21 protein-coding genes and 2 pseudogenes are annotated in these 23,481 nt (G+C 58.8%); 10 read left to right on the plus strand and 13 right to left on the minus strand.

What is annotated here, in order from left to right:
* The first annotated feature begins 117 nt into the window (after nucleotides 1-117).
* Together HX866_RS05975 and HX866_RS05980 are read left to right on the plus strand one after the other, a co-directional pair.
* Nucleotides 118-1,020: a DUF808 domain-containing protein gene (locus HX866_RS05975; RefSeq protein ID WP_177138507.1), complete on the plus strand. Its 903-nt coding sequence runs from the start codon at nucleotides 118-120 to the stop codon at nucleotides 1,018-1,020.
* Nucleotides 1,021-1,106: 86 nt separating this feature from the next.
* Entirely contained in the window at nucleotides 1,107-1,655 is a 549-nt protein-coding gene (locus HX866_RS05980) for a cupin domain-containing protein (RefSeq protein ID WP_177091871.1), read from the plus strand.
* A 317-nt stretch (nucleotides 1,656-1,972) separates the two neighbouring features.
* Here the strand turns inward: HX866_RS05980 and HX866_RS05985 are convergent, their stop codons facing one another.
* Nucleotides 1,973-2,677, minus strand: a complete 705-nt coding sequence (locus HX866_RS05985) for a hypothetical protein (protein WP_177138508.1) — start codon at nucleotides 2,675-2,677, stop codon at nucleotides 1,973-1,975.
* 168 nt (nucleotides 2,678-2,845) lie between these two features.
* On the opposite strand from HX866_RS05985, the pseudogene HX866_RS05990 reads away from it, so the two are divergent.
* Nucleotides 2,846-2,971, plus strand: a pseudogene (locus HX866_RS05990) (hypothetical protein); the annotation flags it as partial.
* 50 nt (nucleotides 2,972-3,021) lie between these two features.
* On the opposite strand, the gene HX866_RS05995 reads toward HX866_RS05990, so the two are convergent.
* The gene (locus tag HX866_RS05995) at nucleotides 3,022-3,369 is read right to left on the minus strand and encodes a DUF6124 family protein (RefSeq protein WP_177138510.1); all 348 of its coding nucleotides are present in this window, start codon (nucleotides 3,367-3,369) and stop codon (nucleotides 3,022-3,024) included.
* 458 nt (nucleotides 3,370-3,827) lie between these two features.
* On the opposite strand from HX866_RS05995, the gene HX866_RS06000 reads away from it, so the two are divergent.
* The 4 genes and pseudogenes from HX866_RS06000 to HX866_RS06015 all read left to right on the plus strand — a co-directional run bounded on the left by HX866_RS06000 (nucleotide 3,828) and on the right by HX866_RS06015 (nucleotide 6,910).
* Nucleotides 3,828-4,262, plus strand: a complete 435-nt coding sequence (locus HX866_RS06000; protein ID WP_177091873.1) for a DUF2846 domain-containing protein — start codon at nucleotides 3,828-3,830, stop codon at nucleotides 4,260-4,262.
* 148 nt (nucleotides 4,263-4,410) lie between these two features.
* Nucleotides 4,411-4,814, plus strand: a pseudogene (locus tag HX866_RS34665) (hypothetical protein); the annotation flags it as partial.
* Nucleotides 4,815-5,426: 612 nt separating this feature from the next.
* Nucleotides 5,427-6,407, plus strand: a complete 981-nt coding sequence (locus HX866_RS06010) for a hypothetical protein (RefSeq protein WP_177138512.1) — start codon at nucleotides 5,427-5,429, stop codon at nucleotides 6,405-6,407.
* A 308-nt stretch (nucleotides 6,408-6,715) separates the two neighbouring features.
* The gene (locus HX866_RS06015; protein WP_177138514.1) at nucleotides 6,716-6,910 is read left to right on the plus strand and encodes a hypothetical protein; all 195 of its coding nucleotides are present in this window, start codon (nucleotides 6,716-6,718) and stop codon (nucleotides 6,908-6,910) included.
* Nucleotides 6,911-6,968: 58 nt separating this feature from the next.
* On the opposite strand, the gene HX866_RS06020 is transcribed toward HX866_RS06015, so the two are convergent.
* The 10 genes from HX866_RS06020 to HX866_RS06065 form a co-directional block, all read right to left on the minus strand.
* Nucleotides 6,969-8,432, minus strand: coding sequence for a HEPN domain-containing protein (locus HX866_RS06020; RefSeq protein WP_177138516.1), 1,464 nt, complete (start codon nucleotides 8,430-8,432; stop codon nucleotides 6,969-6,971).
* Nucleotides 8,433-8,642: 210 nt separating this feature from the next.
* A complete protein-coding gene (locus tag HX866_RS06025) occupies nucleotides 8,643-9,524 on the minus strand; it encodes a hypothetical protein (protein WP_177138518.1) in 882 nt (293 codons plus the stop codon).
* Between the two features lie 91 nt (nucleotides 9,525-9,615).
* Nucleotides 9,616-10,095 carry a hypothetical protein gene (locus HX866_RS06030; protein ID WP_177138520.1) on the minus strand — a complete coding sequence of 160 codons (480 nt, stop codon included), beginning with the start codon at nucleotides 10,093-10,095 and terminating at the stop codon, nucleotides 9,616-9,618.
* Between the two features lie 146 nt (nucleotides 10,096-10,241).
* Entirely contained in the window at nucleotides 10,242-12,374 is a 2,133-nt protein-coding gene (locus tag HX866_RS06035) for a TonB-dependent receptor (protein WP_177102416.1), read from the minus strand.
* A gap of 117 nt (nucleotides 12,375-12,491) precedes the next feature.
* Nucleotides 12,492-13,451 (minus strand): D-isomer specific 2-hydroxyacid dehydrogenase family protein, encoded by a 960-nt coding sequence (locus HX866_RS06040; RefSeq protein WP_177138522.1) that lies wholly within the window; start codon nucleotides 13,449-13,451, stop codon nucleotides 12,492-12,494.
* Nucleotides 13,448-14,635, minus strand: a complete 1,188-nt coding sequence (locus HX866_RS06045; protein ID WP_177138525.1) for an acyl-CoA dehydrogenase family protein — start codon at nucleotides 14,633-14,635, stop codon at nucleotides 13,448-13,450. Before HX866_RS06045 ends, HX866_RS06040 begins: the two co-directional genes overlap by 4 nt.
* Nucleotides 14,636-14,671: 36 nt before the next feature.
* A complete protein-coding gene (locus tag HX866_RS06050; RefSeq protein WP_256344828.1) occupies nucleotides 14,672-15,703 on the minus strand; it encodes an ABC transporter substrate-binding protein in 1,032 nt (343 codons plus the stop codon).
* 15 nt (nucleotides 15,704-15,718) lie between these two features.
* Nucleotides 15,719-16,687 (minus strand): ABC transporter substrate-binding protein, encoded by a 969-nt coding sequence (locus tag HX866_RS06055; protein WP_177138526.1) that lies wholly within the window; start codon nucleotides 16,685-16,687, stop codon nucleotides 15,719-15,721.
* Nucleotides 16,688-16,814: 127 nt separating this feature from the next.
* Nucleotides 16,815-18,413, minus strand: a complete 1,599-nt coding sequence (locus HX866_RS06060; protein ID WP_177138528.1) for a rhodanese homology domain-containing protein — start codon at nucleotides 18,411-18,413, stop codon at nucleotides 16,815-16,817.
* Nucleotides 18,410-19,018, minus strand: a complete 609-nt coding sequence (locus tag HX866_RS06065) for a cysteine dioxygenase (protein WP_177138531.1) — start codon at nucleotides 19,016-19,018, stop codon at nucleotides 18,410-18,412. The genes HX866_RS06060 and HX866_RS06065 overlap by 4 nt, the downstream gene beginning before the upstream one ends.
* 230 nt (nucleotides 19,019-19,248) lie before the next feature.
* Between HX866_RS06065 and HX866_RS06070 the strand changes: the two genes are divergently transcribed.
* Together HX866_RS06070 and HX866_RS06075 are read left to right on the plus strand one after the other, a co-directional pair.
* On the plus strand, nucleotides 19,249-20,154 hold the full coding sequence (locus tag HX866_RS06070) for a LysR family transcriptional regulator (protein WP_177138532.1): 906 nt from the start codon (nucleotides 19,249-19,251) through the stop codon (nucleotides 20,152-20,154).
* Nucleotides 20,155-20,274: 120 nt separating this feature from the next.
* Nucleotides 20,275-21,069 (plus strand): class II aldolase/adducin family protein, encoded by a 795-nt coding sequence (locus tag HX866_RS06075; RefSeq protein ID WP_177138533.1) that lies wholly within the window; start codon nucleotides 20,275-20,277, stop codon nucleotides 21,067-21,069.
* Nucleotides 21,070-21,155: 86 nt separating this feature from the next.
* Here HX866_RS06075 and HX866_RS06080 read toward each other — a convergent pair whose 3' ends face one another.
* The gene (locus HX866_RS06080) at nucleotides 21,156-22,244 is read right to left on the minus strand and encodes an LLM class flavin-dependent oxidoreductase (protein WP_177138534.1); all 1,089 of its coding nucleotides are present in this window, start codon (nucleotides 22,242-22,244) and stop codon (nucleotides 21,156-21,158) included.
* A gap of 363 nt (nucleotides 22,245-22,607) precedes the next feature.
* Here HX866_RS06080 and HX866_RS06085 point away from each other — a divergent pair, with 363 nt between their 5' ends.
* Nucleotides 22,608-23,480: an ABC transporter permease gene (locus HX866_RS06085; protein ID WP_177138535.1), complete on the plus strand. Its 873-nt coding sequence runs from the start codon at nucleotides 22,608-22,610 to the stop codon at nucleotides 23,478-23,480.
* Nucleotide 23,481: the final 1 nt, after the last annotated feature.

Consider the following 23,481-nt stretch of genomic DNA (forward strand, 5'->3'; position numbering starts at 1 on the left):
CAGACGGATATCGCCTGACTCACATCGACACGGCATTAAAGAAAAATCGGTTCATAACGCCCCTGAACCTTATACTCCGCCCGCCGTCTAGGTAGGTCAGGTCCAGGAGTTGAAACCATGGCAGGTAGCAGTTTTTTCGCGTTGTTCGATGACATCGCAACGTTGTTGGACGACATATCGGCGATGAGCAAAGTCGCCGTCAAGAAAACCGCCAGTGTGCTCACGGATGACCTAGCGGTGAACGCCGAGAAGGTGGTTGAGCTCAGGGCCGATCGTGAGCTGCCGGTGGTCTGGGCCGTTTGCAAGGGCTCGCTGGTCAACAAGGCCATTCTGATCCCGCTGGCGCTGGGGCTCAATTACCTTACCCCGGCGCTGGTCCATTGGCTGCTGGTGATCGGGGGCATCTACCTCTGCTATGAAGGCATCGAGTCGCTGATCGAGAAGCTGACACCCCATGGCGGCCAGGATGAAGCGCGCAAGCTGAAGAAGCTCAGTGAAGCCGAGGCGAAGGTCTACGAGGCGAAGAAGGTCAAAGGCGCTATCGTGACCGACTTTGTCTTGAGCGCCGAGATTGTGGTGATCACGCTCAATGTTGTCGCCGAGGCGCCCTTCGTACAGCAGCTGATTACACTGGTGCTGATCTCGTTGCTGGTCACGTTTGGCGTGTACGGCTTGGTGGCTGGTATCGTCCGGCTGGATGATGTCGGACTGCGGATGCGCAAAATAACCCACCCTGGCCCTTTCGCGGCAGTGCTTCGCCGGATCGGCGGATGGCTGATATCGGCAGCGCCCAAGCTGATGAAGCTCTTGTCGTGGGTGGGGACCCTCGCGATGTTTTTTGTTGGCGGAGCCTTTATCGCGGAGGCGATCCACGGCGGCCCCGAATGGCTCGTCAAGCCGGCCATCAAGCACTGGCTCGAGAGCTATTGGATACAAGCCGTTGTGGGCGTGGTCGTCGGGGCCATTGCCGTCGCAGTGGCCTGGACAGCCAGGCGGCTGACCCATCGCGTCGGCGGCTAGGTTCTGCACCGCTAAACATGATCTAATCAGCCGACATATTTGGGGGCACCACCCCTCGCAACCCTCTGGTTCTGAATAGGGCTGTCATGGATACGGGTTCACGACTCAAGCTTGTGCGAGAAAGTTACAAGATATCCCAGCGAGAGTTGGCAAGGCGCAGCGGCCTCGCCAATGGGACGATTTCGTTGATCGAATTAAATCGCGTCAGCCCCTCTGTCAGTTCATTGAAAAAGCTCCTTGAGGGCTTTCCAATGACCTTGGCGGATTTCTTCTCTTTCGATCAGCCGGTGGAGGAGCAGCGCTATATCTTCCGCGCCCATGAACAACCGGATCTGGGCCGTGACGGCCTGAGGTTGCTGCTGGTGGGTGCCCCGGTGGCCGGTCGGCAAATGCGCATGTTGCGCGAGCAGTACGCTCCCGGCGCGGGTTCTGGTGCCGATCCGATCGTGCATGCCGAAGGCGAGGAGTGCGGCTTGGTCACGCGCGGCACTATCGAGTTGACGGTGGACGGGCAGATCAGCGTGCTGACGGCGGGGGACGGCTACTACTTCCCGACGACGCTGCCCCATAGCTTTCGCAATATCGGCCAGGATGAAGCCGAGATCATCAGTGCTAATACGCCGGCTAACTTTTGATTGTCGGCTGAGCGCTCGGGTGCGTTGTTTCCAAAAAGCTGATACGTGCAGAGGTCGCGGGGTCGTAGGTCACATCCTGTGTGTGTTCTACACCCTGAACGCCGAAGCAACCTCCCAGAAAAAGTGCAAAAAAACAAAGCATCAAGCGAATTTTCAATGGTCACTCCATGCTTGAAGAGGGGCGGATCTACTTGAATCTGAAGCAATAAATTTGCCTGCTTCACCAGAGAAGGTGAAGCAGACAAACGTTTGACCTGGTATTGCGACTGTCGACGTCTGACCGCCCGGCGCAGTCCTACGAGAAACGCTAACCCCGATTACTTGGCGGCGGTTTCCTTCTGCGCACCCTTGTCGCGATACAGCGCCAGATGATTGGTAATGCACATATCGAACGCCTCGACCAGGAACAGGTGCGGCTTGGACGCGATAGGTGGAATCAGGCAACGGGTAGCCACGCGTTGTCCCAGCATTTCCGTATCGATGTAGATGAGGTTCACTGGCGACTTCTTCGGGTTCTCCTCGGCGCTGAAGTACGCACGGGTGTATTCCTCGTCACCCGCAGTCTGTTCAAACTGCTTGCTGTCGATTTGCGTGGTCAGGACGTCCCCGGCAGGAAACTCCTTGTCCGCAAGCAGCGCGACGCCGATCGGTCCGGTGAGCCCGGCCAGCAGCGAGTTCTTGCGCAGTTGTGATTGCAGGTTGGCGTAGGTCACGAAGTGCAGCACTTTGATCGTCGGTTGTTTGCTCAGCTCCGGCAACGTCTCGTAGGCGCGGTGGGCCAGCAGGCGTGGGCCTGTCGGTTTGGTCGCGTCGTCCGCTACACGGTAAATGGCATAGGCACTGCTGGTGATCAGCAGGCTGAAGATCTCCTTCTCGCTTTCGGTGCGTGGGCGCAAGTCCTGGATGGTGACTTTGTCGGACTTCTCGAGTCCCGGAAATTCCGGCGGAGGTACGGGTGGCTGGCTGGCGCAGCCGGTAATGACGAGGGCGGTGGTGAGGAGCAGGGTTTTCAACGCGTGCATGAGACGTCCTGTTGTCATTAAAAATGGCAGAGCCTTGGAGAGGCTTCGATTTATCGTGTGGGGCGTGAACCACCCTGGGTAGACGGGTGATGGCTAGTAGCCACTCGTTATGATACGCGGCCATTGGTAGGAAAGGGTATCGATTGGAGTGTTCATGACACTGATGGCTACGCAGTCAACTTCCGCCGTATGTTCGGTAACGAGCGGATGGACGTCGTGATTGGCTCGATTGACGGCAGCGTGCGTTTCTACGGCCTGATGCTGGAAGAGTTTGATTGCCACCAGTGGCTGATCCTGTTTACCAGAAACGGGAAGCCTGGCTTCCCGTCCTGTCTTGAGGGCTATCAACGTCCTGCGGTGGCGGGCTGCTTGTCCAGCATCGAGTTGAGCCACAGTTGCGCCATGTCGATCAGGTGCACGACACCCATCGCGACCTTGCGGTTTTCACCGGTCTGGTTATCGGCGTTTTCATAGGCGGTGGCCGAGGCGGATTGGAGAAGCGAGTAGATATTTACCAGAACTTCTTCGTGGCTTGCCGGTTCGGTCAGGTGGCCGGACATTGGTGTGACACGAATAGGTTTCGACTGGGCATCTGGCCCGAGGTTGTAGTGGGCGAGGGCGCGGTCGGCGATGTGAGTGTCGATGGTGCCGAGGCCTGGGGTTACAGGCGGGTTGGGGGTTGGCTTGAACATAGTTCTTACTCCAAGTGCATGACATGGAGCCGTCACCATCGCTGCTAAACGAGAGGGTGGCAGCCGTACGCAGGTTAGCAGACCGGTGCACTTGGAAACCGGCGCGCCCGTAGGCGCCCTGCGCACGGCCACCATGAAGGGTGAGGCTCAAGAAGAGAGCTCCGCATCAGAGGTGGCGCTTTGCGCGTCAAGTGCATCGCAGGCTGCTAAACCTGATCACTGATGAGCAGTGACGGACTGAAGCCTAGCGGTGACGTTCGGCGCAAACAAGCGGCTGGGATTTTCTAGGAAATTTCACTCAATAGAAAGAGAGTTGTCTTGCGAAAATCCTGAAATAGGGGAAGGTCACTACCAAGGACGAATACTTACTGTGCGGGCAGTTGGCATCTAGCAATTCCCGAGGTATAAAGTCTGCCGAAGTGGCAATTTGCTACTTATTTCAGGGATAAGGACATCAGATGAAAAAGCTTATTGGCGTGATCTCGATCATCGGCGCACTCCATGGTTGCGCCTCTGTACCGATGGGGGACCCCGCAGTCGACTCGGAAATGAAGCGCTTCGGCACAGTGCCGGACATGTCCAGGATCTACATTTACCGCAACGAGAATATGGGTGCGGCCATCAAGATGACCGTGACGGTCGACGGGCGAGTGATCGGCGCCACGGCGGCCAATACCTACCTCGTCGCAGACGTTCCAGCAGGCGCACACACAATCGGCTCTGACGCCGAAAATCTGACAATGCTCAAGATTACAGCCCAGCCAGGAAATAACCTCTACGTATGGCAAGAGGTGAAGATGGGCTTCGGCTACGCGCGCAGCCAACTCCACCAAGTGTCGGAGTTGGAAGGCAAGAAAGGTGTGCTTGAGACCAAGTTGGCTGGTTCGCTTTAAAGTGAGCGCAGATATTTCTGCTTTTACCTCACCTTTGGAAGGTCGTTTTTCATAAAAAATTCGATCACCTTGCGATTCAAGGCCGTGCTTGGAATGTCATTTCCAGTCATCGATGGCAGTTATGTTGCCCTCCGAGTCAGTGCTCAGCCTTAGCCGCTATTCAAAGTTGGCCGCGACGTCTGGCGCCGTCACTGCTCTTCCAGGTGTAATTCCCGGAATCGGCACCGCGTTGAGTGCTGTTGGGGGGGGAGTGGCGGATATCTCAGTGTGCATGAAGCTGCAGATCGACATGACCATGTGCCCCGCATCGCCAGCAAGGCTGGCGTGCGTATGGTGCACCAGTATTTGAAGGGACCGACGCTTCAGATCATCAAAGAGTTATTTGCGAAGATCGGCATTTCGTTCACTCAGAAAGCTGCCGCGAAAGTGATCCCATTCGGGATTGGGGTCATCGTCGGTGGAACGGCGAATTACGCTCTTACCACCTATGTAGGAAAGGCCGCTCGAGATACTTTTCGCCTGAGTATGAAAGAAGATGTGACTACAGAGTAACTAACCATTGCGATGCACAATGTCTTCGGAAACCGCACATTGGCAAGAACGGGAAGTCTGGCTTCCCGTCCTGTCTTGAGGCTATCAGCGCCCTGCGGCGGGCTGCTTGTCCAGCGATTAAAGGTGGCGGCCGTACGCAGGTTGGTAGACCGGTGCACTAGGAACCCGGCGCGTCCGCGGGCGCCCTGCGCACGGCCACCATAAAGCTGAGGCCGAAAAAAAGCGCCTTGCTGAAGGTGGCGCTTTGCGCCTAGTTACACCGAGGGCTACCAAACCCTGTCACTGATGTGCAGTGACAACTCGAAGATAGCCAGCAGAGCGGGCAGGCGCAAGCGGTCGGGGTTTTCTAGGAAATTTCACTCAAAAGAAAGGGAGTTGTCTTGCTTGGTCACGAAATTGTGAGGCCGGGTGTTGTAATGCAGATTGGCATTGCTGAGGTGGGCTCGTACGCTCTCAATCAACGGTTTTACAAAGGTGGCCACTCGCGAGCGTCCAAACCGGCTTGATACGGTATCTACAAGTTCAAGATGACCCACCGTGAACAGGTTTGTCGATACTTTTCATATGGTAGCCTAATGCCTTCTTTTTCCGATGGATCGAGTGAGTTCAACCATGGATTACCTTTCGAGAATCTGTTTCAACAAAAGCGGATGGGCTCGCCCGGACGGCAGTGCCGTAGGAATGGAGGGTGATACCTTCTACGGTCAGTACGGTCACGGTCATGAAGAGTGGTTGTTTCGCAGTGAGTGGCAGATCGACGGTTGGCAGTATGGCTTTCTACAGGGTGTCAATAACAGCCGCGCCCGCTTTCAGGGTAGCGATGAGCTGAACGACGTGACCTTGTTTACCCTAACACCGGAAGGCCGCCGCTATGTTGCAGTGATTCGCGACCTAGAATGCTTGAGCTTTGAGCAATCAGATGCAGTGTTCGCGGAGTTCGAGGAGAGGGGATGGATCGCGCAGATGCAACAGGAGGTTGAGGACGCAGGTGGCGAAAATGCTGGAATCGCGTCCGATGAGTGGATAAATGTCCGCTTCCGCCTTGCTCAAGTGGAATGGTTTCCGCCGCAGACCTTCGCAAGCTCTGGCGACTATATCCACAATCTCAAACGTTACCAGATGAACACGACCCCGGCAGATATTGTGGTCCCAAAGCCTGGAAGCCGATCCACCAAGCCAAAGGTGAAAGCCGGCGAGCTAAACACCCAGAACTATTACCAACGCGGCTCAGCGGGAAGGGAGTGCACACCAGAGCACAAGATGATGCAAAATCTATTGGCCAGACAGCTTAGGGAGGAGTTTCCGCAGGGCGAAATTTTTGTTGAGTATAATTTCGTGGATGTCATGTTAGAAACCAGCGATGAGAGAGTCCTGTATGAGATCAAGTCAGACCTTTCGACGCGGACAGTCATGCGCTTGGCAATGGGGCAGTTGCTTGAGTACGCCTTCCGAGTTCCAAATGATGACAAACGGACTTTGCGGTTGGTCATGGTAGGTAGGGCTGCACTGGATGAAGTGGATCTGGCATATCTTGATTACCTGCGTGCTCGCTTCGAGTTGCCGTTGGAATACCGTGAGGTGGAACTTTCCTAATACCGGCATCCCTTACCCTACAGTCTCCCGACACACTGCTCCCGAATAGACCAGAGGAATCGGGGACAAACCACGTTTACGTTCAATCATGAAAATCGTGGCCTGTCCTCGATTTCCCGGTGGCCATCGCACGGTTGGTGTTTTTACGCACTCTGACTCTGGGCCAGAAGCAGACATTTAGGAGTACCCGATGCAACATCTAGTCCTTCACTTCACACATGCCATCGGGGACATTATTCCTTGGTGTACGTTTATTGAAGAATTGCGGCCACAGCTTGCTCGGAGCGGGGTAGGAGAATTCGATAGCGATGACATGGCAATCGATGGGGGGCTGTGATGCTGTTTTTCGAGGTTCAGATGCCAAGGCGCTATTTGCACTGCTCCTGCCGCATTTCCAAAACCTGCTTTTTTTACAAAAACCGACAACAAAAGTGGAACTCGTGTTCGGAGAGCTTGGCGGCTCGTCTGAACAGCAGATTTTCGGCTTAGAAAATAGAAAGTAGGTGAAGGTCTCCTTTGGGACGTTTCTGCCCGTCGCGACATGCAGTAATCGGCCATGACTTACCCATCCAACTCCGAACCATCCCCCTTGCCCACCGGCAGCAATCCAACCTCTCGGAACGCATATTTCGGGAGATACGCATTCGGTCCATTTTCCAAAAGGCTTGCCTTGATCAAGGTGGCATCCACACCAATTTCGTGTAATAACACAGCGTGATAAAGATACGAGAGAGCCTCGGATTTCTTCACGAGGTCGAACATGAATTCCCGGTAATCGCTACCCTCCCGCTGACCGCCGAAATGCGACATGTCGTTCCGACGGTCGGCGCAAGATTTGCAAAAGACCTCCATCTGCTTGCGCTCGAAGCCGAGTGGTAGTGCGGAAAGGACGTCCATCAGTCGTTCTTTCAGCGACGGTTCGCCCGCGTGTTTCAGTTGGCCTTTGAGCCATCGCTTATCATCGCTGCCGCTGATTTGATCCAGTATCCGCTGGATCTTGGCATCGAGATTGGTTTCCTTCGCCTTGTCTTTGTTCTTCCGGCGGTGCAATGACTCAAGCCCCCAGATCAGGTTCACAAATCGGTGCTCGACATACATTTTCATTCCGCGTCGGATGCCCAGATAGAGATAGAACCCCGGCCCGAATTCCTCCCGCTTACGGCGCAGCGCCGTCACAATCGAACCGAAGTTGCTCTTCACCTGAATGTAATTGACCCAGCATTCGTCCCACGTCGGAGCTTTGGTTGATCGCTCGAACCCTTCATAATAATAATGGTAGGCCATCTTCCCGATGATCAACCGCGGCCATTCCAACGAAAATGTCGTTCCCGTTAGCAGGATAAATAGCTCCTGCAACCGCGCATATTCCTCTCGCATTTCGAGCAGCGTGCGCGCCCGCTTCGGCTTGATCCGAAGGTTCACGCTTTCCACGAGATTGAGCTTGTCCGTGCGATGCACGAACTTTCCAGGCCACGGACCAGTGATGTCGTAACGCATCGTCAAAGTGCCGTCGTCCAACTCATGGATATCGGCCTTGGGCACCCTATGTTTGGTCGAGATATTTTGTCGGGTTCGTTTGACCTCGATATTTCCCAGCCGCAACCACTCTTCCAGGCCAGTTAGCTCGACGTCAAGCGCGCTAAATTGGAGCGGGCGTGTGGCCGGAGGAAACGATCTATCCGTCACAAGGCAATGCGAGGCGGCGAACCCCTCGTGCGAAATGCCGTTGGATCTAAACTGCCCCCCATGTCGTCGCAGACCTAGCAACAAAACGTTTCGGCCACTAGCCTTGAGCGTTCCTTGGATGGCTTTCTCCAACGGGAATTGCTGTTCCTGCTCCCCAATGCCCGCCATAGGACCGCCTTCGCTGCTTGCGAAATAGCCATCCAGTTCAAGATATGCCGCACCGTTCTCTTCAATGGTCAGAGTGCCAACAACGCAACTGTCCGGGGCAAATTGATTCGCCGGCAGAGGATCATCGTGCCACCAGAACAACCCCCGCTCTTCGAGTATTTTTTTTGTCATACGTATTCCCGAATGATGCCCAGAAAACGGGCAGGTATTTATTGCGAGCTTACGACGAGTTCTCTTCTTCCTTCATTTTTTCAGAAGTTACGAACGTTTGCTTCGCATCACGGTGACTGGCTCTTCTGGGTTTTGGAAGTGACCGAAAGCGAGGGGCAGTCTTGCCCTGCCGGTTCAGCGCAAGGCCCGCTTTTGGCCGATTGATGTTCCTTAACCCTCGGCATCAACTTGTGCCCCATTCACTAAACGTTGTAACCACTCTGTATCCTGATCATTGATCACGCCATATCGATCTGGAGGAAAAAATGTCCAGTGGTGCGCAACCTCGACAAGGCGCTTGAGCTCATCGGCAGACAACCAATATGAAGAATCCACCAATGCTACCGGTGCCCCACTGAAACGCCGGCCCAGGGGGAGATTCGTGCCAGGCGCAAAGGCAATCGCCAGTTCCTGGCAGGGCTTCATCTGCTTCTCCAACGCCGGCTTTTTTCCAATCCGCTCGTAGCTGAAGCTTCCCGGATACTGCTCCTTGAGCACCAGCCAGTGGCCTATCGTGGTCTTGGCCAGCACCCATTGCGATACGCCACTGTCCTGTACGCATTCCAGCTTGCCGTTTGTCCATTGCATAAGGGTGTTGCAGTCCGGATCGTAATCGGAGGACCACAGGCTGATGCCAGACACCAAGGTATGACGCTCAAGCTCGACCAGCCCTTGGTCCGGCATGGGCTGCCAGTAGCGTCTGGTTGGGTCGCGTGTATCACGCCAGTAGTTGCGCAGCCCCCAAGCCGCCGTGAACAGCAACGTCGCGAGTACAAGCCAGCCAAAGGAGTCCCCGGCAATCCGGTCGATATCCTGGTCAGCAGCGAATAACGCTCGGTAGAGCAGCAAGCCAAGGAAAAACACCATCCCCGTCAGCACGGGGCCAAAGCACAACGGCGGCAACAGCACTTCGATCCAGCTGAAGCGATGCATGGACGCGCGCTCGCGCGCCCAGGCTTGCTCCTGGGCAAGCATTGGCACCTGTTCCCGTGGGCCAATGCCAGGGGCGGGTGTCTGGAAGCGCATGAACAGCGTGTAGGCGTCATCTTTCATGGGTCACATCATGCCCTTGAAACCACCGTCGATCGGATCCTTGAGTCATTCCTGCAAGGAGAAGGGAGTGATAACCAGCCTTGGCTCAATGCTAAAGCTCGAATTGCTGAAAGCCCACACGCTTGACGCTGACCCAAAAGTTATCCTCTGGCTCAAACTGAGCCACGCAAACGTCACGCTCCAGGCCTTGCTCATCCTCATCGACCAGTACGCGGCCCCAATCGAAATCATGATTCCGGGCAATGTAGTAGCTGGGATAAGGGCTGCCCATATTGAAGTGAATCGAATACACCAGCAGGGGAGACTTGCCGGGCATATGGGTTTCGTACAACCGCATCAGTTCGGGCATCTGTGTTTTGCAGTGTTTCTCGGCAAACGCGATGGCATGGGGCAGGTCATCCCACGCGGCCTGGACTTCGCGCTGTGCGGCGGCGAGCCTGGTGGCAGGTGGTTCGTTGTGCGGGTGCTGGACGTAGATCAACAGGCGACCAAACTGGAATTCACATTGCTGGACACCAGCAGATATGGACCAGTGGCCAAGCATGGATTCGCTCAGAAGATTGATGTCCATATCGGTACTACACAGTTGGTAACCTACCGAGGTTACCGGCTCGGGCGCGAAGCTGGAAGTGCCATAGTCAGGCCCTCACCCTCTGACGCCCGAAGCCGCCTCGTGGCGTTGACGGAGGAGGGCAAGCGCCTGTTCAAAAAAAACGTTCAGAGGTCGTAACGCACCGACAACAACAGCGTTCGAGGGTCGTTGATCGAGTAGTAGCGCGCGCCACTGGACGGCACGTAGCCCACCGCTTGCGGATAGGCCCGGTCGAGCAGGTTTTTCACCGACAGCGTGGTGGTCCAGTGACCGTCGCCGGTGACGTAGCTGGTGTGGGCGTTCCAGAAGGTTTGTGTCGGGATTTCCTGGATGTCGTCGTTCAGCGCGTTGGCGTAGGACCTGGTCTGGAACTGCGCGTCGGTACCGGCCTGCAAGGTGCCGGGCAGGCCGATCGGGATGGTGTAGTTGAGGCCGACACTGGCGTTCCAGCGGGGCGAGTACACCAGCTGTTTACCGTCGGCATCGACCCCGGCACCACCGGCATTTTGGAAATCGTCGTACTTGCTTTGCAGGTAGCCGAGGTTGGCGCTCAGTTGCAGGTCGCTCGTCAGCGCGGTCAGGGTTTCCAGCTCGACGCCGTAGGTGTGCGCCCGACCGACGTTGGTCCGCAGGCTCACGCCCAGCGCCGGGTCGTAGGCGTTGGTCTGCAGGTCCTTGTAGTCGTTGTAGAACAAGGCGACGTTGGCCCGCAGGCGTTGGTCAAAGAAGTCACCTTTGAAGCCGGTTTCCCAGGTGGTGACGTCTTCCGGTGAGAAGGCCTGTTCGGCAGCGGCGAGGGTCGGCGCGCGGTTGTCGTAGCCGCCGGCCTTGAAGCCTTTGGCGACGTAGGCGTACTGATTCAGATGCGCTGTCCAGGCGTATTCGAAGCCGATTTTCGGGCTGGTGGACTGCCAGGACTTGCTCGCCTCGGCATTGAAGTTGATACCGGTGATCTGCCGGTTGGTGTTGATGGCGTAGTTGGTGTAGTCGAAGCCCTTGTGCTCACGGGTAAAGCGCAGCCCGGCGATCAGCGACAGTTTGGGGGTGATCTTGTAACTGCCCTGGCCATACAAGGCGTAGCTCTCGGTGTTGGTGGTGCTGTATTGGCCTTGGCCGATCACCAGGTTGCGCGCAATCGAGTAGGTCAGGCTGTCGCGGTCGGCTTCGAATTTTTCGCGGTACAGGTACAGGCCGGTGCTGAAGCTGAAGTCGTCGTAGTTGCCGTTGAGCTGGAATTCCTGGGTGGCGTAGTTCTGGTTATAGGTGATCAGGTTCTGCTGAATCAGCGCGGCCTGTCCCGAGTTGTCATAGTCCACGGGTTGGTTGAACGCGGAATAGGCGGTCACCGATTTGAAGTTCAAGTGGTCATCGATCGTATAGAGGGCGCGCAGCACCGAACTGCCCTGATCGAGGCGGTTCTTCGGATCGAGGCTGCTGTAACTGGTGAATTTGTCGAAGTGGCCGTTGGCATCAAAGGGTGTGTAGCTGGTGGTGTCGCCACGGTCGAAGGTGCCAGCCAGGGTCAGTTGCACATCCCACGGTGAATCGATGGGATTGAAGCGCAGCTTGCCGCGGTAGGACTGTATGTCGATGTTGTTCACGTCCTTGCCGCGGGTCGGGTCGGAGACGGTGCCATCGCGGCTCAGGCGAATCGCCGAAAAACTGCCGAACAAGGCGTTGTCCACCAGCGGGCCGCTGATCAGCAGGCGGGCGTTCTGCGCGTCGTAGTTGCCGGCGCCGAGTTCGAAGAAACCGCGGGTTTCCTGGGTCGGATCGCGGGTGATCACGCGGATCGCCCCGGCGCTGCTGTTACGCCCATAGAGGGTGCCCTGGGGGCCGCGCAACACTTCCACGCGTTCGACGTCGTTGAAATCAAGCATCGAGGAAATCGCCCGGGGGATGTACAGGTCATCGGCGTAGACCGCGACGGCAGACTCCTGGATCGGATCGGTCTCACCGATGCCGCGAATACCGTAGGTCTGTGCGCTGTAGGAGATCGACTGGCGACTCAGCGACAGGTTCGGCACTTGCCCGGAGAGGTCGCGGACGCTTTTGATCTGCTTGTCTTCAAGGGCTTTTTCGTCGAACGCGGAGATCGCCAGCGGGGTCTTTTGCAAGTCCTCGGCGTGGTGTTCGGCCGTGACCGTGACCACGGGGAGGGCACCCTCCTGGGTGTCTTCGTCGGCGTGGGCCGACAACCCGAACAGCGCCAACGATACGGCCAGCGTCAAGCGGTTTGAACTGAACATGTTGTGCATGGTGATCCCCTGGTGTGTGACAGCAGTGCTGATGTCGTTATGTTTTTTTGGGCAAAGCGTTGCCGGGGCCATGCTCGCAAAGCCATGGCGGCGGTGGTTTGAGTCGATCAGGAGTGGCTAATACCCGCGTTGTACGTTCGCCAGGTTCTCCGGGGCCAAACCGTTGAGGAAACGTTCGAGATTGGCCAGGAAGCTGTCGGCAATTTCGTGACCACTGTTGCTGGAAATCGCCGAGGTATGCGGTGACAGGCGAACCCGTGGATGGGAGTAGAGTGGGTGCCCATCCGGGAGTGGTTCGGGCTCGGTGACATCCAGCGAGGCGAGGCCGATGGTTCCGCGCTCCAGTGCTTCGAGCAACGCGTCATGGTCGAGCAGGCCACCACGGGCGATGTTGAGCAGATGCAGGCCGGGCTTGGCGCTGGCGAGCACGTCACGGTTGACGATATGCCGGGTTGCGCTGGTCAGGGGGGCGGCCAGCACGAGGTGATCGGCGCGGGCAAACAGCTCATGGATATCCCGCGCGGCCTCGACGCCGTCAACCTCGAACGGTGTCGGGCTCTGCCGCAACGCCAGCACCTTGATGCCCAGGGCATGGGCCTTGGCCGCCAGGCTGCGACCGATGGCGCCAAAGCCGAGAATCCCCAGGGTGCTGCCCTTGAGCGGCGTCAGTGCGGTGAAATTCCATTGCGAGTCATGCACCCAGATGTCCGGCAGGCGCTTGGCAGCGGCGAAAATGGCCGCCAGGGCGAACTCGGCGATGTTCTCGGCGGCGCTACCCCGTGAAGTGCTCAGCGGTGGGCCGTTGAACAGCCATTTGGGGTAGAAGTCGATGCCGGAGGACACCACCTGAATCCATTTCAAAGCATAGGGCCAACCCGGCGGTGGGGTGTCCGGTGCCAGGTAGCCACGCACATTGATCGGCCGTGCCAGCAGAATACTGACCTCGGGCGCCAGGTCGCTGGGCACCCCGGTCGGTACGCCGATGACGCGGGTGCCGGGGTGCGATTGTGCGAGGCGCTGGCGGATCACCTCGTTGAACGCTTCATCCAATTGGCTGGCAATCACAAGCTGGCTCATGGGCGTTCCTTTTGCTGGCGTTGGGCGAAGACCGCTTTGCCGACACCTTGCAGCACGGCATCGTTCTGCGGTGTGTGAACGCGACTGCAGAGCACGTCGCGGTAGTGTCGTTGCAGTGGGTTGTGGCGTGACAGGCCGGGGTTGCCGGACGCCTCGATGGCCAGCTCGACGGCGCGGATGGCGTTGCCGGTCACCAGGTATTTCAGTTGGGCGGCGTGACTGCTCGACGTGTGCCCCTCGGCGGCGGCCTCCAGCAGGCTGCGGTTGGCGAACAGCAAGGTGTCGATGTGGCCGACGGTTTCCTGGAAACGCGGCAGGGTCGAGAGGGGCGCGCCGAGGTTGGACGGCTTGCGTTGCTCCAGCCAGTCCACCAGCCAGTCGCGGGCGGCCTGGGCGATGCCGTCGTAAACCGACGACAACAGCACCGCCATCCAGAGGAACCCGTCGCCATCAAGCTCGGCCTGCGGCGCGCTCCAGGGGCTGACGCTGACGGCGTGATCCAGCGGCACCAGAACGTTGTCGAACAGCACTTCGTGGCTGCAGGTGGCGCGCATGCCCAGATGGTCCCAGGCGTCGATGATGCTGATACCGGGTGTGTCCTTGTGTACCAGCCAGGCACCGACCAGCGGGTCTTCGTCGGTGCTGCGGGCCCAGACGCTGAACCACGTCAGGCCATGGCTGCCGGTGGAGTAGATTTTGCGGCCACTGATCCGCCAGCCGGCGGCGGTGCGTCTGGCAACGGTGGCCGGCAGACCGCCACGGGCCGGGGTGCCGAGGTCGGGTTCAACCCGCAGCGCATTGATCAAGGCGCCGTGTTGGACGGCGTCGCCAGCCACTTGCAGGCGCAGCGCTTCGGGCCAGTTTTTGCTGTCCTGCAAGCGCGTGTGCTGGAGGTACTGCATCACCAGAATCAACGCCGTCGAGGGCTCGCCCTTGGCAATGGCGCTGATGGCCTTGCGCGCCTGGGCCAGGTTCGCGCCGCCACCGCCGAGGGCTTTGGGCACGGTCAGCGCCACCAGGCCGTGCTCATGCAGCAGCCTGAAATTGTCATGGGGAAAGGCCCCACTCTCGTCATACAGGTGCGCCGTGGCGGCCAGTTGTTCGCCGAGGTTTTCCAGCAACCCATCGAAATGGGCTGCCTCGACCGAGCGCAGCAAGGGCAGGTGTTGGGAAGATAGGCTCATGGTGGACTCACTCGATCAAAAAGGCCGGGAATCGGCTCATAGCGGCAGCAGCCGGAAGTTCTTGTCCCACAAGGGGCTGACATCGAGCCGTTCGCTCAACACGCCGGCGCCGAAGAACAGGTCGGCGACTTCCTGCTGCGAAGCGATGGCCTGCTCGTTGACTTCGATGACTTTCCACGGCTGGCTGCGGTTGGTGTACATGTCGAGAAACACGGCTTTGTCGACCCCCAGCAGTTGCGCCGATTTGACGGCCCAGGGTTCGGGGTTGTTGTTGATCCACTCCAGCGTGCGCGCCATGCGCTGCAAGTAGTCCTGAACCGCCTGCTTGCGCAGCGGGTCTTCCAGGGCGGCGGGGCGCGCCGCCATCAGATAGTTGCCGGACAGATAACCCAGGGCGGTTTTCAGCACCCGGGCGCCACTGCGGAATTTGGCCAGCTGGATAAACACGCCATAGATCACCCAGGCATCGAGCTGGCCGCTCTGGAAGGCACTGAAACCGTCTTGCGGCGTGAGCGCCACCGCGGTGATGTCGTTCATGCTCAGGCCCTGTTCCTTCAAGGCCTTGATCAGAAAGTAGTGCGAGGTGGTGGAGCGCACGTAACCGACCCGTTTACCGCGCAACTGTCCGATCGACTCGAGTTTCGAATCCTTGGGAATCAGGAACACCTGGTTGTTCACATCGCCCTGTATCACCGCGATCAGCCGTGGCTGGCGATGGCTCTGGATCGAAAAGATCGGCGGGATCTCGCTCATGGAGCCGATATCCAGGCTGCCCGAGGCCAGTGCTTCGACGATCAGGTTGCCGCCGGCAAATTCCGCATAGTCGACTTTGTAGGGTGGATGGGCGGTGCCGGCCTCCTCGATGAAATACGACTCCTGGCCACGGTAGGTGGCGACCCCCAGGGTCAGGTCCGAGAGCGGTGTGTTTTGCGCGAATACACGCGAGGCCAAGCCCAGGGCGGACAGCCCCAGCGCTCCGGCGGCGATCGAACTGGCGGTCAGAAAGCCGCGCCGGTTGAAGTGCCCCTGCGGGCGATTGATAGGTGGGTTCATGCCAGGTTTGCTCATGGTTCTACTCCTGAATTAGCGCGATGCCTGGCTGAGTGGGGCACGTTTGGCGTTGAAGCTCTTGTCGAAGCCTTGGGAGACGTCGATGTGTCGGTTCAGGATGCCTTCTTCCTGATAGATGTCTGCCGTGGTTTGCAGGCCGCTGATCACCGCGTCGTCAATCGCCACCGGTTGCATGTGGGTGGCCTTGGCCACAGCGATGTGCACGGCCAACGGCAGGCCGGTGACCTTGGCCTGGGCGGCGGCATATTCCTCGGGGTGGGCGTTGGCCCAGCGGTAGGCGCGGTCGACCCGGGCGACGAAGTCGTCCAGTTGCGAGCGTTTGTCGGTGATCGCCTGGCGGGTGGCGGCGAAGTACAGATGGTTGGTCAGCAAGGTGTCACCGCTGACCAGGACCTTGGCCTGGCTCTGGGTGGTGGCAATGGTGGTGTAAGGGTCCCAGGTCGACCAGGCATCGGCACTGCCGTTATCCAGCAGGATGCGTGACTCACTGGGCAGCAGGTAGATGAACTGCACGTCGGCGGTGCTCAGGCCGACGCTGCGCAGGGCTTTGATCGCCAGGAAGTGGCCGATGGAGCCACGGGTGGTGACGATCCGTTTGCCCTTGAGGTCGCTGGCGTTGTTCAGCGGCGAATCCTTGGGCGCGAGGATGGCCGTGGTGTAGCGACCCTCGGCATGCACGATGCTGACCACTTTGAGCGGCGCACCGGCGCCGAGGGCGAACACGTAAGGCGCATCGCCCAGGGCGCCGATGTCCACCGCACCGGCGTTCAACGCCTCGCCTAAGGGTGCGGCGGCGGGAAACTCGGAGAACTGGATGTCGTAGGGCACATCCTTCAGTTCACCGGAGACCTCCAGGAGTACCTTGATCGTCGATTTCTGATTGGCCACCAACAGCGGTTTCAGGTCGGCGGCGTGACTGGCCGCGCCGAAGGTGAGGGCGGTGGCGATCAACAGATGTTTGAACGGTTGGGTAAAGCGCATAGCGGTGTGCTCCAGGCGGGGCTTGATGCTTCGTGTTACCTCCGCCTGGAGAAAGGGGTCGGACTGAGTTCAACGTCAGGGGTATGAAACGGCGCTGCCCGGCATTCGGTGCAGAAGCTTGCGGGGCTCAGATCACGAAAAAGCCATGGGTGGCGTCTCGGGCCAGTTGGGCCACCAATCCAAACTCCCAGTCCAGATAGGCTTGCATCGCTTCACGGGGGTTATCAGTGCCTTCATAAGGGCGGCGATAGCGGTCGATGCGCGGTGACGCCAGGTGTGTTTCACCTTCTTCCAGGGGCTGTTGCGCGGCGATCCAGCTGGCCGTGCCGCCTTTGAGCAGGAACACCGGTTTGCCGGTCAGGGCCTCGACATCGGCCACCGCCAGCCGCGCCAGCTGGCTGCTGCCACAGGTCAGCACGTAGCGTTGGGTGGTCGGCAGGTTGGCCAGGGCTTCGCGCAATTGTCCGCGCAGTACCCACCAGGCGCCGGGGATATGGCGTTTGACGTAATTGGCGCTGGTGGTGAAATCCAGCACCAGGCTGTCACCCAGGGCCAGCCATTCGGCCAGGGTCTCAGGGCTGATTTCCTCGGCCTGCCGGGGCGCCGGGACGGGTGCCTGCCAGGCGCCTTTTTCACTGAAGTGCGCAGGCTGCAGGTCATCCAGTACATGCACCTCCCAACCCAGCTGCGATAGCCAGGAAGCCGACATGTTGGCGCGCACGCCCTCGTCATCCACCAGCACCAGGCGCGCACCGCGCACGCTGGCGAAGTGGTCGGTTTCCTGGACCAGTTGGCCGCCGGGTGTGGCGCGGGAGGCGGGCAGGTGGCCCGCTTCGAATTCTTCCGGGGTGCGCACGTCGAACAGGTAGGTGCTGCGGGTCGGTTCCTGTTGCCAGCGTTGCAGGTCGGCCAGGGTCGCGCGTCCTACCCGGGCCTTGTCGGCGACGCGACGGGCATCTCCGGCGGCGATTTGTCGATGGGCCTCGCTGGTCGGTGCGAACCGGCGCGACTGGCCGTGTTGCAGGGCCTGGCCGGCCAGGGTCCAGCCGATGGTGCCGTTGCGCAGGGCTGAAACCGGGTTGGCAATCCCGGCGTTGATCAACGACTGGGTGCCGATGATGCTGCGGGTGCGCCCGGCACAGTTGACGATGATCCGCGTCGCCGGGTCCGGTGCCAGCTCCCGGGCGCGCAAGACCAACTCCGCCCCCGGTACGCTGATGCTGGTGGGAATGCTCATGGTCTGGTATTCATCGAAACGCCGGGCGTCGAGCACGACGACGTCGGCCTCGCTGTCGAGCAGCGCCTGAACTTCCTCGGCCGCCAGCGACGGTGTATGACGCTGGCTTTCCACCAATTCACCAAAAGCTTTGCTCGGCACGTTGACGTCGATAAACAGCTCGCCACCGGCACGCCGCCAACCGTCCAGGCCACCTTCCAGCAAGCTGACATTCAGGTAGCCCAAGTCTTGCAAGCGCTGGGCGGCGAGCTGTGCGAGGCCTTCACCGTTGTCGTAGACCGTCACTGCGGTATCGAGCCGTGGAATCCGTGAGTACACCTCAAGTTCGAGCTTGGACAAGGGGATGTTGGCCGCGAACAAGGGATGCGCCTCAGCGAAGGGCGCTTCTTCACGTACATCCACGAGTGCCAGTTCTTCGTGGTCCAGCAGCGCCTCCCGGATTTCGGCGAAGGCGCGGGTCGGTACGGGTTTGACAGGGCTCGGGCTCATAGGGCTTGGCTCTCTTTGGACAGATCCCAGATGTTGGGGAGAAAGGCGTTGGAATAACCGGAGATAAATAGTTTCTCGCTGCCATCGGGCTGGTACACCGCGCGGCGCACCGCACCGATATTGGCGCCATAGACATGGATGCTGATGGAGACCAGGTCATCGAAGGCGTTACTGACCTGGTGAATGTCGCCGATCTTGGGCGACACCGCCTCGACCTGACCCGGTTGCAGCTGTATCCGCTTGCCTTCGGCCAGCAAGGTGCCGTCGGCCTGGCGTGCAAAGCCTTGGGAATATTCCGCGCCGCGTAACATGCCGATCAGGCCCCAGACCCGATGATCGTGGATGGGCGTGCGTTGCCCCGGCCCCCAGACAAAACTGACGACACTGAAGCGCTGCCGTGAATCGGCATGCAGCAGGTATTGCTGATAACGCTCGGGGTCGGGGCGGGCAAAGTCCTCAGGCAACCAGTCGTCATGGCTGACCAGTTGGCCGAGCAGCTTGCCGCCGCGATGCAACAGGTCACCCTCGCGAGGATGGCTGTCGATCAGTTCCGCCAGGGCGCCTATGAATGCTCTGAGTCTCTCCGGGTGTCGGGCCTGGGTCATGGCGATTCCCTCATTCGTTTCGAAGGTTGTTTTAAATATATAAGCATAATGATCGTGCTTAATATGCTATTTTTTAATGATTAGGTTATAGCTGAAAGGAATTTAGAAGCCGATTGAATAGCGTTAGACGTTATCGATAGGGGCGCCGGGCCGCTTCGGGCTATCCAGGTTCCAACAATATCACTATGCTTTTCAGACATCTTATTGACTGTTCTCTATGTGCGGGCCAAATGAAAATTGATGATATCGATGCCTTCGTCGAGGTGATTCGTTGCCAGTCCATCAGCCATGCGGCCGAGTCCCTGCAATTGACCCAGCCGGCCATTACCCGGCGCGTGCAGAACTTCGAGCAGGCGTTGGGCGTCGAGTTGTTCGACCGCAACACCAAGCCGCTCAAGCCTACTTTGATCGGTACCCGGGTGTATGAACAGTGCCGTTTGATCCTGCGGGAAATGGACGCCTTGCGCGAATTGGTGGCGACCGATGCACCGCCTACCGGGTTGCTGCGCCTGGGCGTTCCGCAAACCATTGGCGATGTGGTGCTGCTCGATGCCCTCAAGCATCTGCGCCTCGAGTATCCCGAATTGCGCGCCCAGGTGGCGACGGGGTGGGGCAGTCAACTGGTCGGCAAGATCGAGCGCGGTGAACTGGACGCGGCGGCGGCGTTGTTCCCGGCGGGCAAGATATTCCCGGACAACATCGTCGGCGAATCCATCGGCAAGATGGAATTGGTGGTGGTCTGCGCCAAGGCGCAATTGCCCAAGCGTCCGTGCAAGCTCGCCGACGTTTACCAGAGTGGCTGGATTCTCAACCCCGACGGCTGCGGTTTCCGCGCCGGTTTGCAGCGCACGCTGTCGGACCAGGGCCTGGCCTTGCGGGTCAATCTGGAAACCTTTGGTACCGAGTTGCAACTGGGTCTGGTCGCCGATGGCTTGGGCCTGGGGCTGGTGCCGCGTCCATTGCTCGAGCGCAGTGCTCATTTCGACCAGTTGGCGGCCATGCCGCTGAAGGATTTCAAACCGGTGATGGACCTGTGGCTGATCTATCCGCGCTTTCTCGGCAACCTGCAGGGGCCGGTCGACGCCTTTGGCAAACGGGTCGCCGGATCGTTGCAGAAGATCAGGAACGCGGCATGATCGGGCGGGCAAGACATAAAAAATAATAATAATTAGCTTAGATTAAAATGTGCTTTTTATTATTTTTTGACTTCCCATAGGCTGGCTGGAGATTCTTCAGGCCATCCAGGAAGTGTTGCCATGAGCAGTGTCAGTCCGTTATCCAGTGTCTCGAAAAATATTCGCCAGCGTGTCACGCCTGAAGAGTGGGAGGTGCGGGTCAAACTGGCGGCAGCCTACCGGCTGGCGGCCTTGTTCAAGTGGACCGATCACATTTACACGCACTTTTCCGCACGGGTGCCGGGGCCGGAGGAGCATTTCCTGATCAATGCCTTCGGGCTGTTGTTCGATGAAATCAGCGCTTCCAACCTGGTCAAGGTCGACATCGACGGTACGATTGTCGACGACCCCACCGGCCTGGGCATCAACTACGCCGGTTACGTGATCCACAGCGCCATTCACGGCGCGCGTCCCGATCTGCAAGCGGTCCTGCATACCCATACCCGCGACGGCATCGCAGTTTCGGCGCAACGCGACGGGCTGTTGCCCATCTCCCAGCACTCCATCGGTTTTTCCGGTCGGGTGGCCTATCACGGTTACGAGGGCATCGCCCTGGACCTGGACGAGCGTGAACGGCTGGTGGCGGATCTGGGCGATAAAAGTGTGTTGATCCTGCGCAACCACGGACTGCTGACGGCCGGTGTCAGCGTTGAGCATGCGTTCCAGCAACTGCTGAGCCTGGAGCGTGCCTGCAACATTCAGATTGCGGCACAGGCCGGCGGCAACGCCGAGTTGATCTTCCCGCCGGCCGAAGTAGTGGCCAAGGTCGAGAAGCAGGCCGAGGTGTTCAAAAGTGGTGACGGGCCAGGTGTTGCACGGCACTGGAATGCCCTGATCCGCCAGTTGGAGCGCAGTGACACGGCTTATAAAGATTGATCGTCAGTCGGGATGAGAAAGAGGGGCTGACCGCAAGGTAAGCCCCTCTTTCACTATCGATTGTCATCGGGACAAAGTGCTGAACTTCACGCCACTTTTTCCGCCGCCTGGCGTTCACGCTCGGCCACCAGCTGACGGGTCAGCGGAATCAGGCGTTTGCCATAGTCGATGGCGTCATCGAGCGGGTCGAAGCCGCGGATCAGGAAGGTGGTAATGCCCAGGTCGTAGTAGTCGAGCAGGGCTTCGGCCACTTGTTCCGGGGTGCCGACCAGCGAGGTCGAGTTGCCCTGTGCGCCGAGCAGGCCGGCGATGCCCGTCCAGAGGCGCTTGTCCAGCCGCGAACCTTGGGCAGCGGCGGCCAGTAAACGCCGAGAACCCTCGTTCGGTGGCTCGCGACGGACAAAACCATTCTGTTCGGCCAGGGCCGTGGCCTGTTGCAGGATGCGCTCGGCACGCTCCCAGGCCTGGGCTTCGGTGTCCGCCAGAATCGGTCGCAACGACAGGCTGAAACGAATGCTACGCCCATGCTTGGCCGCCTCAGCGCGTACCTGGTTCACCACTTCGCGCACTTGTTCGTAGGTTTCGCCCCACAGCGCATAGACGTCCGCATGTTTGCCCGCCACCGCGATGGCCGCCGCCGATGAGCCGCCAAAATACAGCGGGATGTGCGGCTGTTGCGGCGACTTCACCGACGAGTGCGCGCCCTCGACCTGGTAGTACTTGCCCTGATAGTCGAAGGGCTTGTCGCGGGTCCATTCCTGGCGCAGCACATCGAGGTATTCATCGGTGCGGGCATAACGCTCGTCCTTGCCGATGTAGCTGCCATCAGCCCGCAGCTCACGGTCATCGCCGCCGGTAATGATGTGCACGGCGGTGCGTCCGCCATTGAAGACATCGAGGGTGGTGAATTGCCGCGCGGCCAGGGTCGGTGCGGCAAAACCCGGCCGATGGGCGATGAGGAACTTCAGGTTCTTGGTCACGCTGGCGGCATGGGAGGCGATCAGCGTGCTGTCCGGACTGTTGGAGTGGAACGCCACCAGGGCACGGTCGAAACCGGCCTCGTCGTGGGCGCGGGCGACGGTCTCCACATACTCGGGCTGCAACACCGGACCGCTACGAGGGTGGATTTCCGAGGAATGATGGCCGCCGATGTAACCGATAAATTCAATGCTCATGGTCAGTTCCTTGTCTTGTGGGATGGGCGTGGTGCAAGCCTCCACCTGGCAGGGGGTCGGTCCGTGGTACCGAAAGTAGGCGTAGCGGGCAGGGCTGTGAAATGCCGTTTTGTTCTAAGTTAATTATTAATTTAACGAATTATAATAAAATTATTATATCAGAAATACGCATTTTAACCCGGGATCGAGGTGCAGGCGGCGAAGGGCGCGGGCTGGAGGCTTTTATTATGCAAATAATTTATCTGGTCTGTTCTCTATCTAAATTCCAATCATATTAGGTTATTCCCAAAAAGAATTTCACTGAGGTTTTTTATGCGAATAGCATGAATCCGAAGCCATGTTCTTGATGAGGAAGGAAGCCTGATGACCGAAAAGACGTTCGATGCGCAGGGTGCCAGTAACTCGTTTTCTGTCGACAAGGCGGCTGATGGCCGAGGTGTTTCGCGGTTGATCCCCGACGGGCTGAGAAATTGGCGAACACCTGAAGTCCTTCTGCGTTTGCTCAGCCCGATTGCCTTGCTGTTGTTGTGGGAGTTGGCGTCGCGCTTCGGCTTGATTCCGCAACGGGTTATCGCCGCACCGTCGCAGATTGGTGGCACGCTCTGGGCGATGATTGTGTCCGGCGAGCTGGGTAAGCATCTCTGGGTATCACTTCAGCGTGCGCTGCTGGGGTTGAGTATCGGCGTCAGCATTGGCGTGGTCGCGGCGCTGATCACCGGCCTTTCGAAGCGTGGTGAAGTGATCCTCGATTCGCCGATGCAGATGCTGCGCACTATTCCTTCCCTGGCGTTGGTGCCGTTGTTCATCCTCTGGTTCGGCATTGGCGAGTTCACCAAAATCGCGCTGATCGTCACCGGCACGATCTTCCCGGTGTATTTGAACCTGTTCGCCGGTATTCGCAATATCGACCCCAAACTGATCGAGGCCGCCAACACCCTCGGCCTGAATCGTCGCGAGTTGATCTGGCACGTGATCCTGCCGGGCTCCTTGCCTTCATTTTTTGTCGGCCTGCGTTATTCGCTGGGGATTTCCTGGCTGGCCCTGGTGTTTGTCGAGCAGATCAACACCACCGCCGGCATCGGCTTTTTGGCCAGCGATGCGCGGGACTTCATGCGCACCGACGTCATCGTCATCTGCCTGCTGATTTACAGCGTCCTCGGTTTACTGATCGACGGCGTGATCCGCACGCTCGAGCGTTTTTCCTTGGCCTGGCGCCCATCTTTTGTGAGGAACTGAC

The organism is Pseudomonas gingeri, assembly GCF_013386165.1.
In the GTDB taxonomy this organism is placed as follows: domain Bacteria; phylum Pseudomonadota; class Gammaproteobacteria; order Pseudomonadales; family Pseudomonadaceae; genus Aquipseudomonas; species Aquipseudomonas gingeri_C.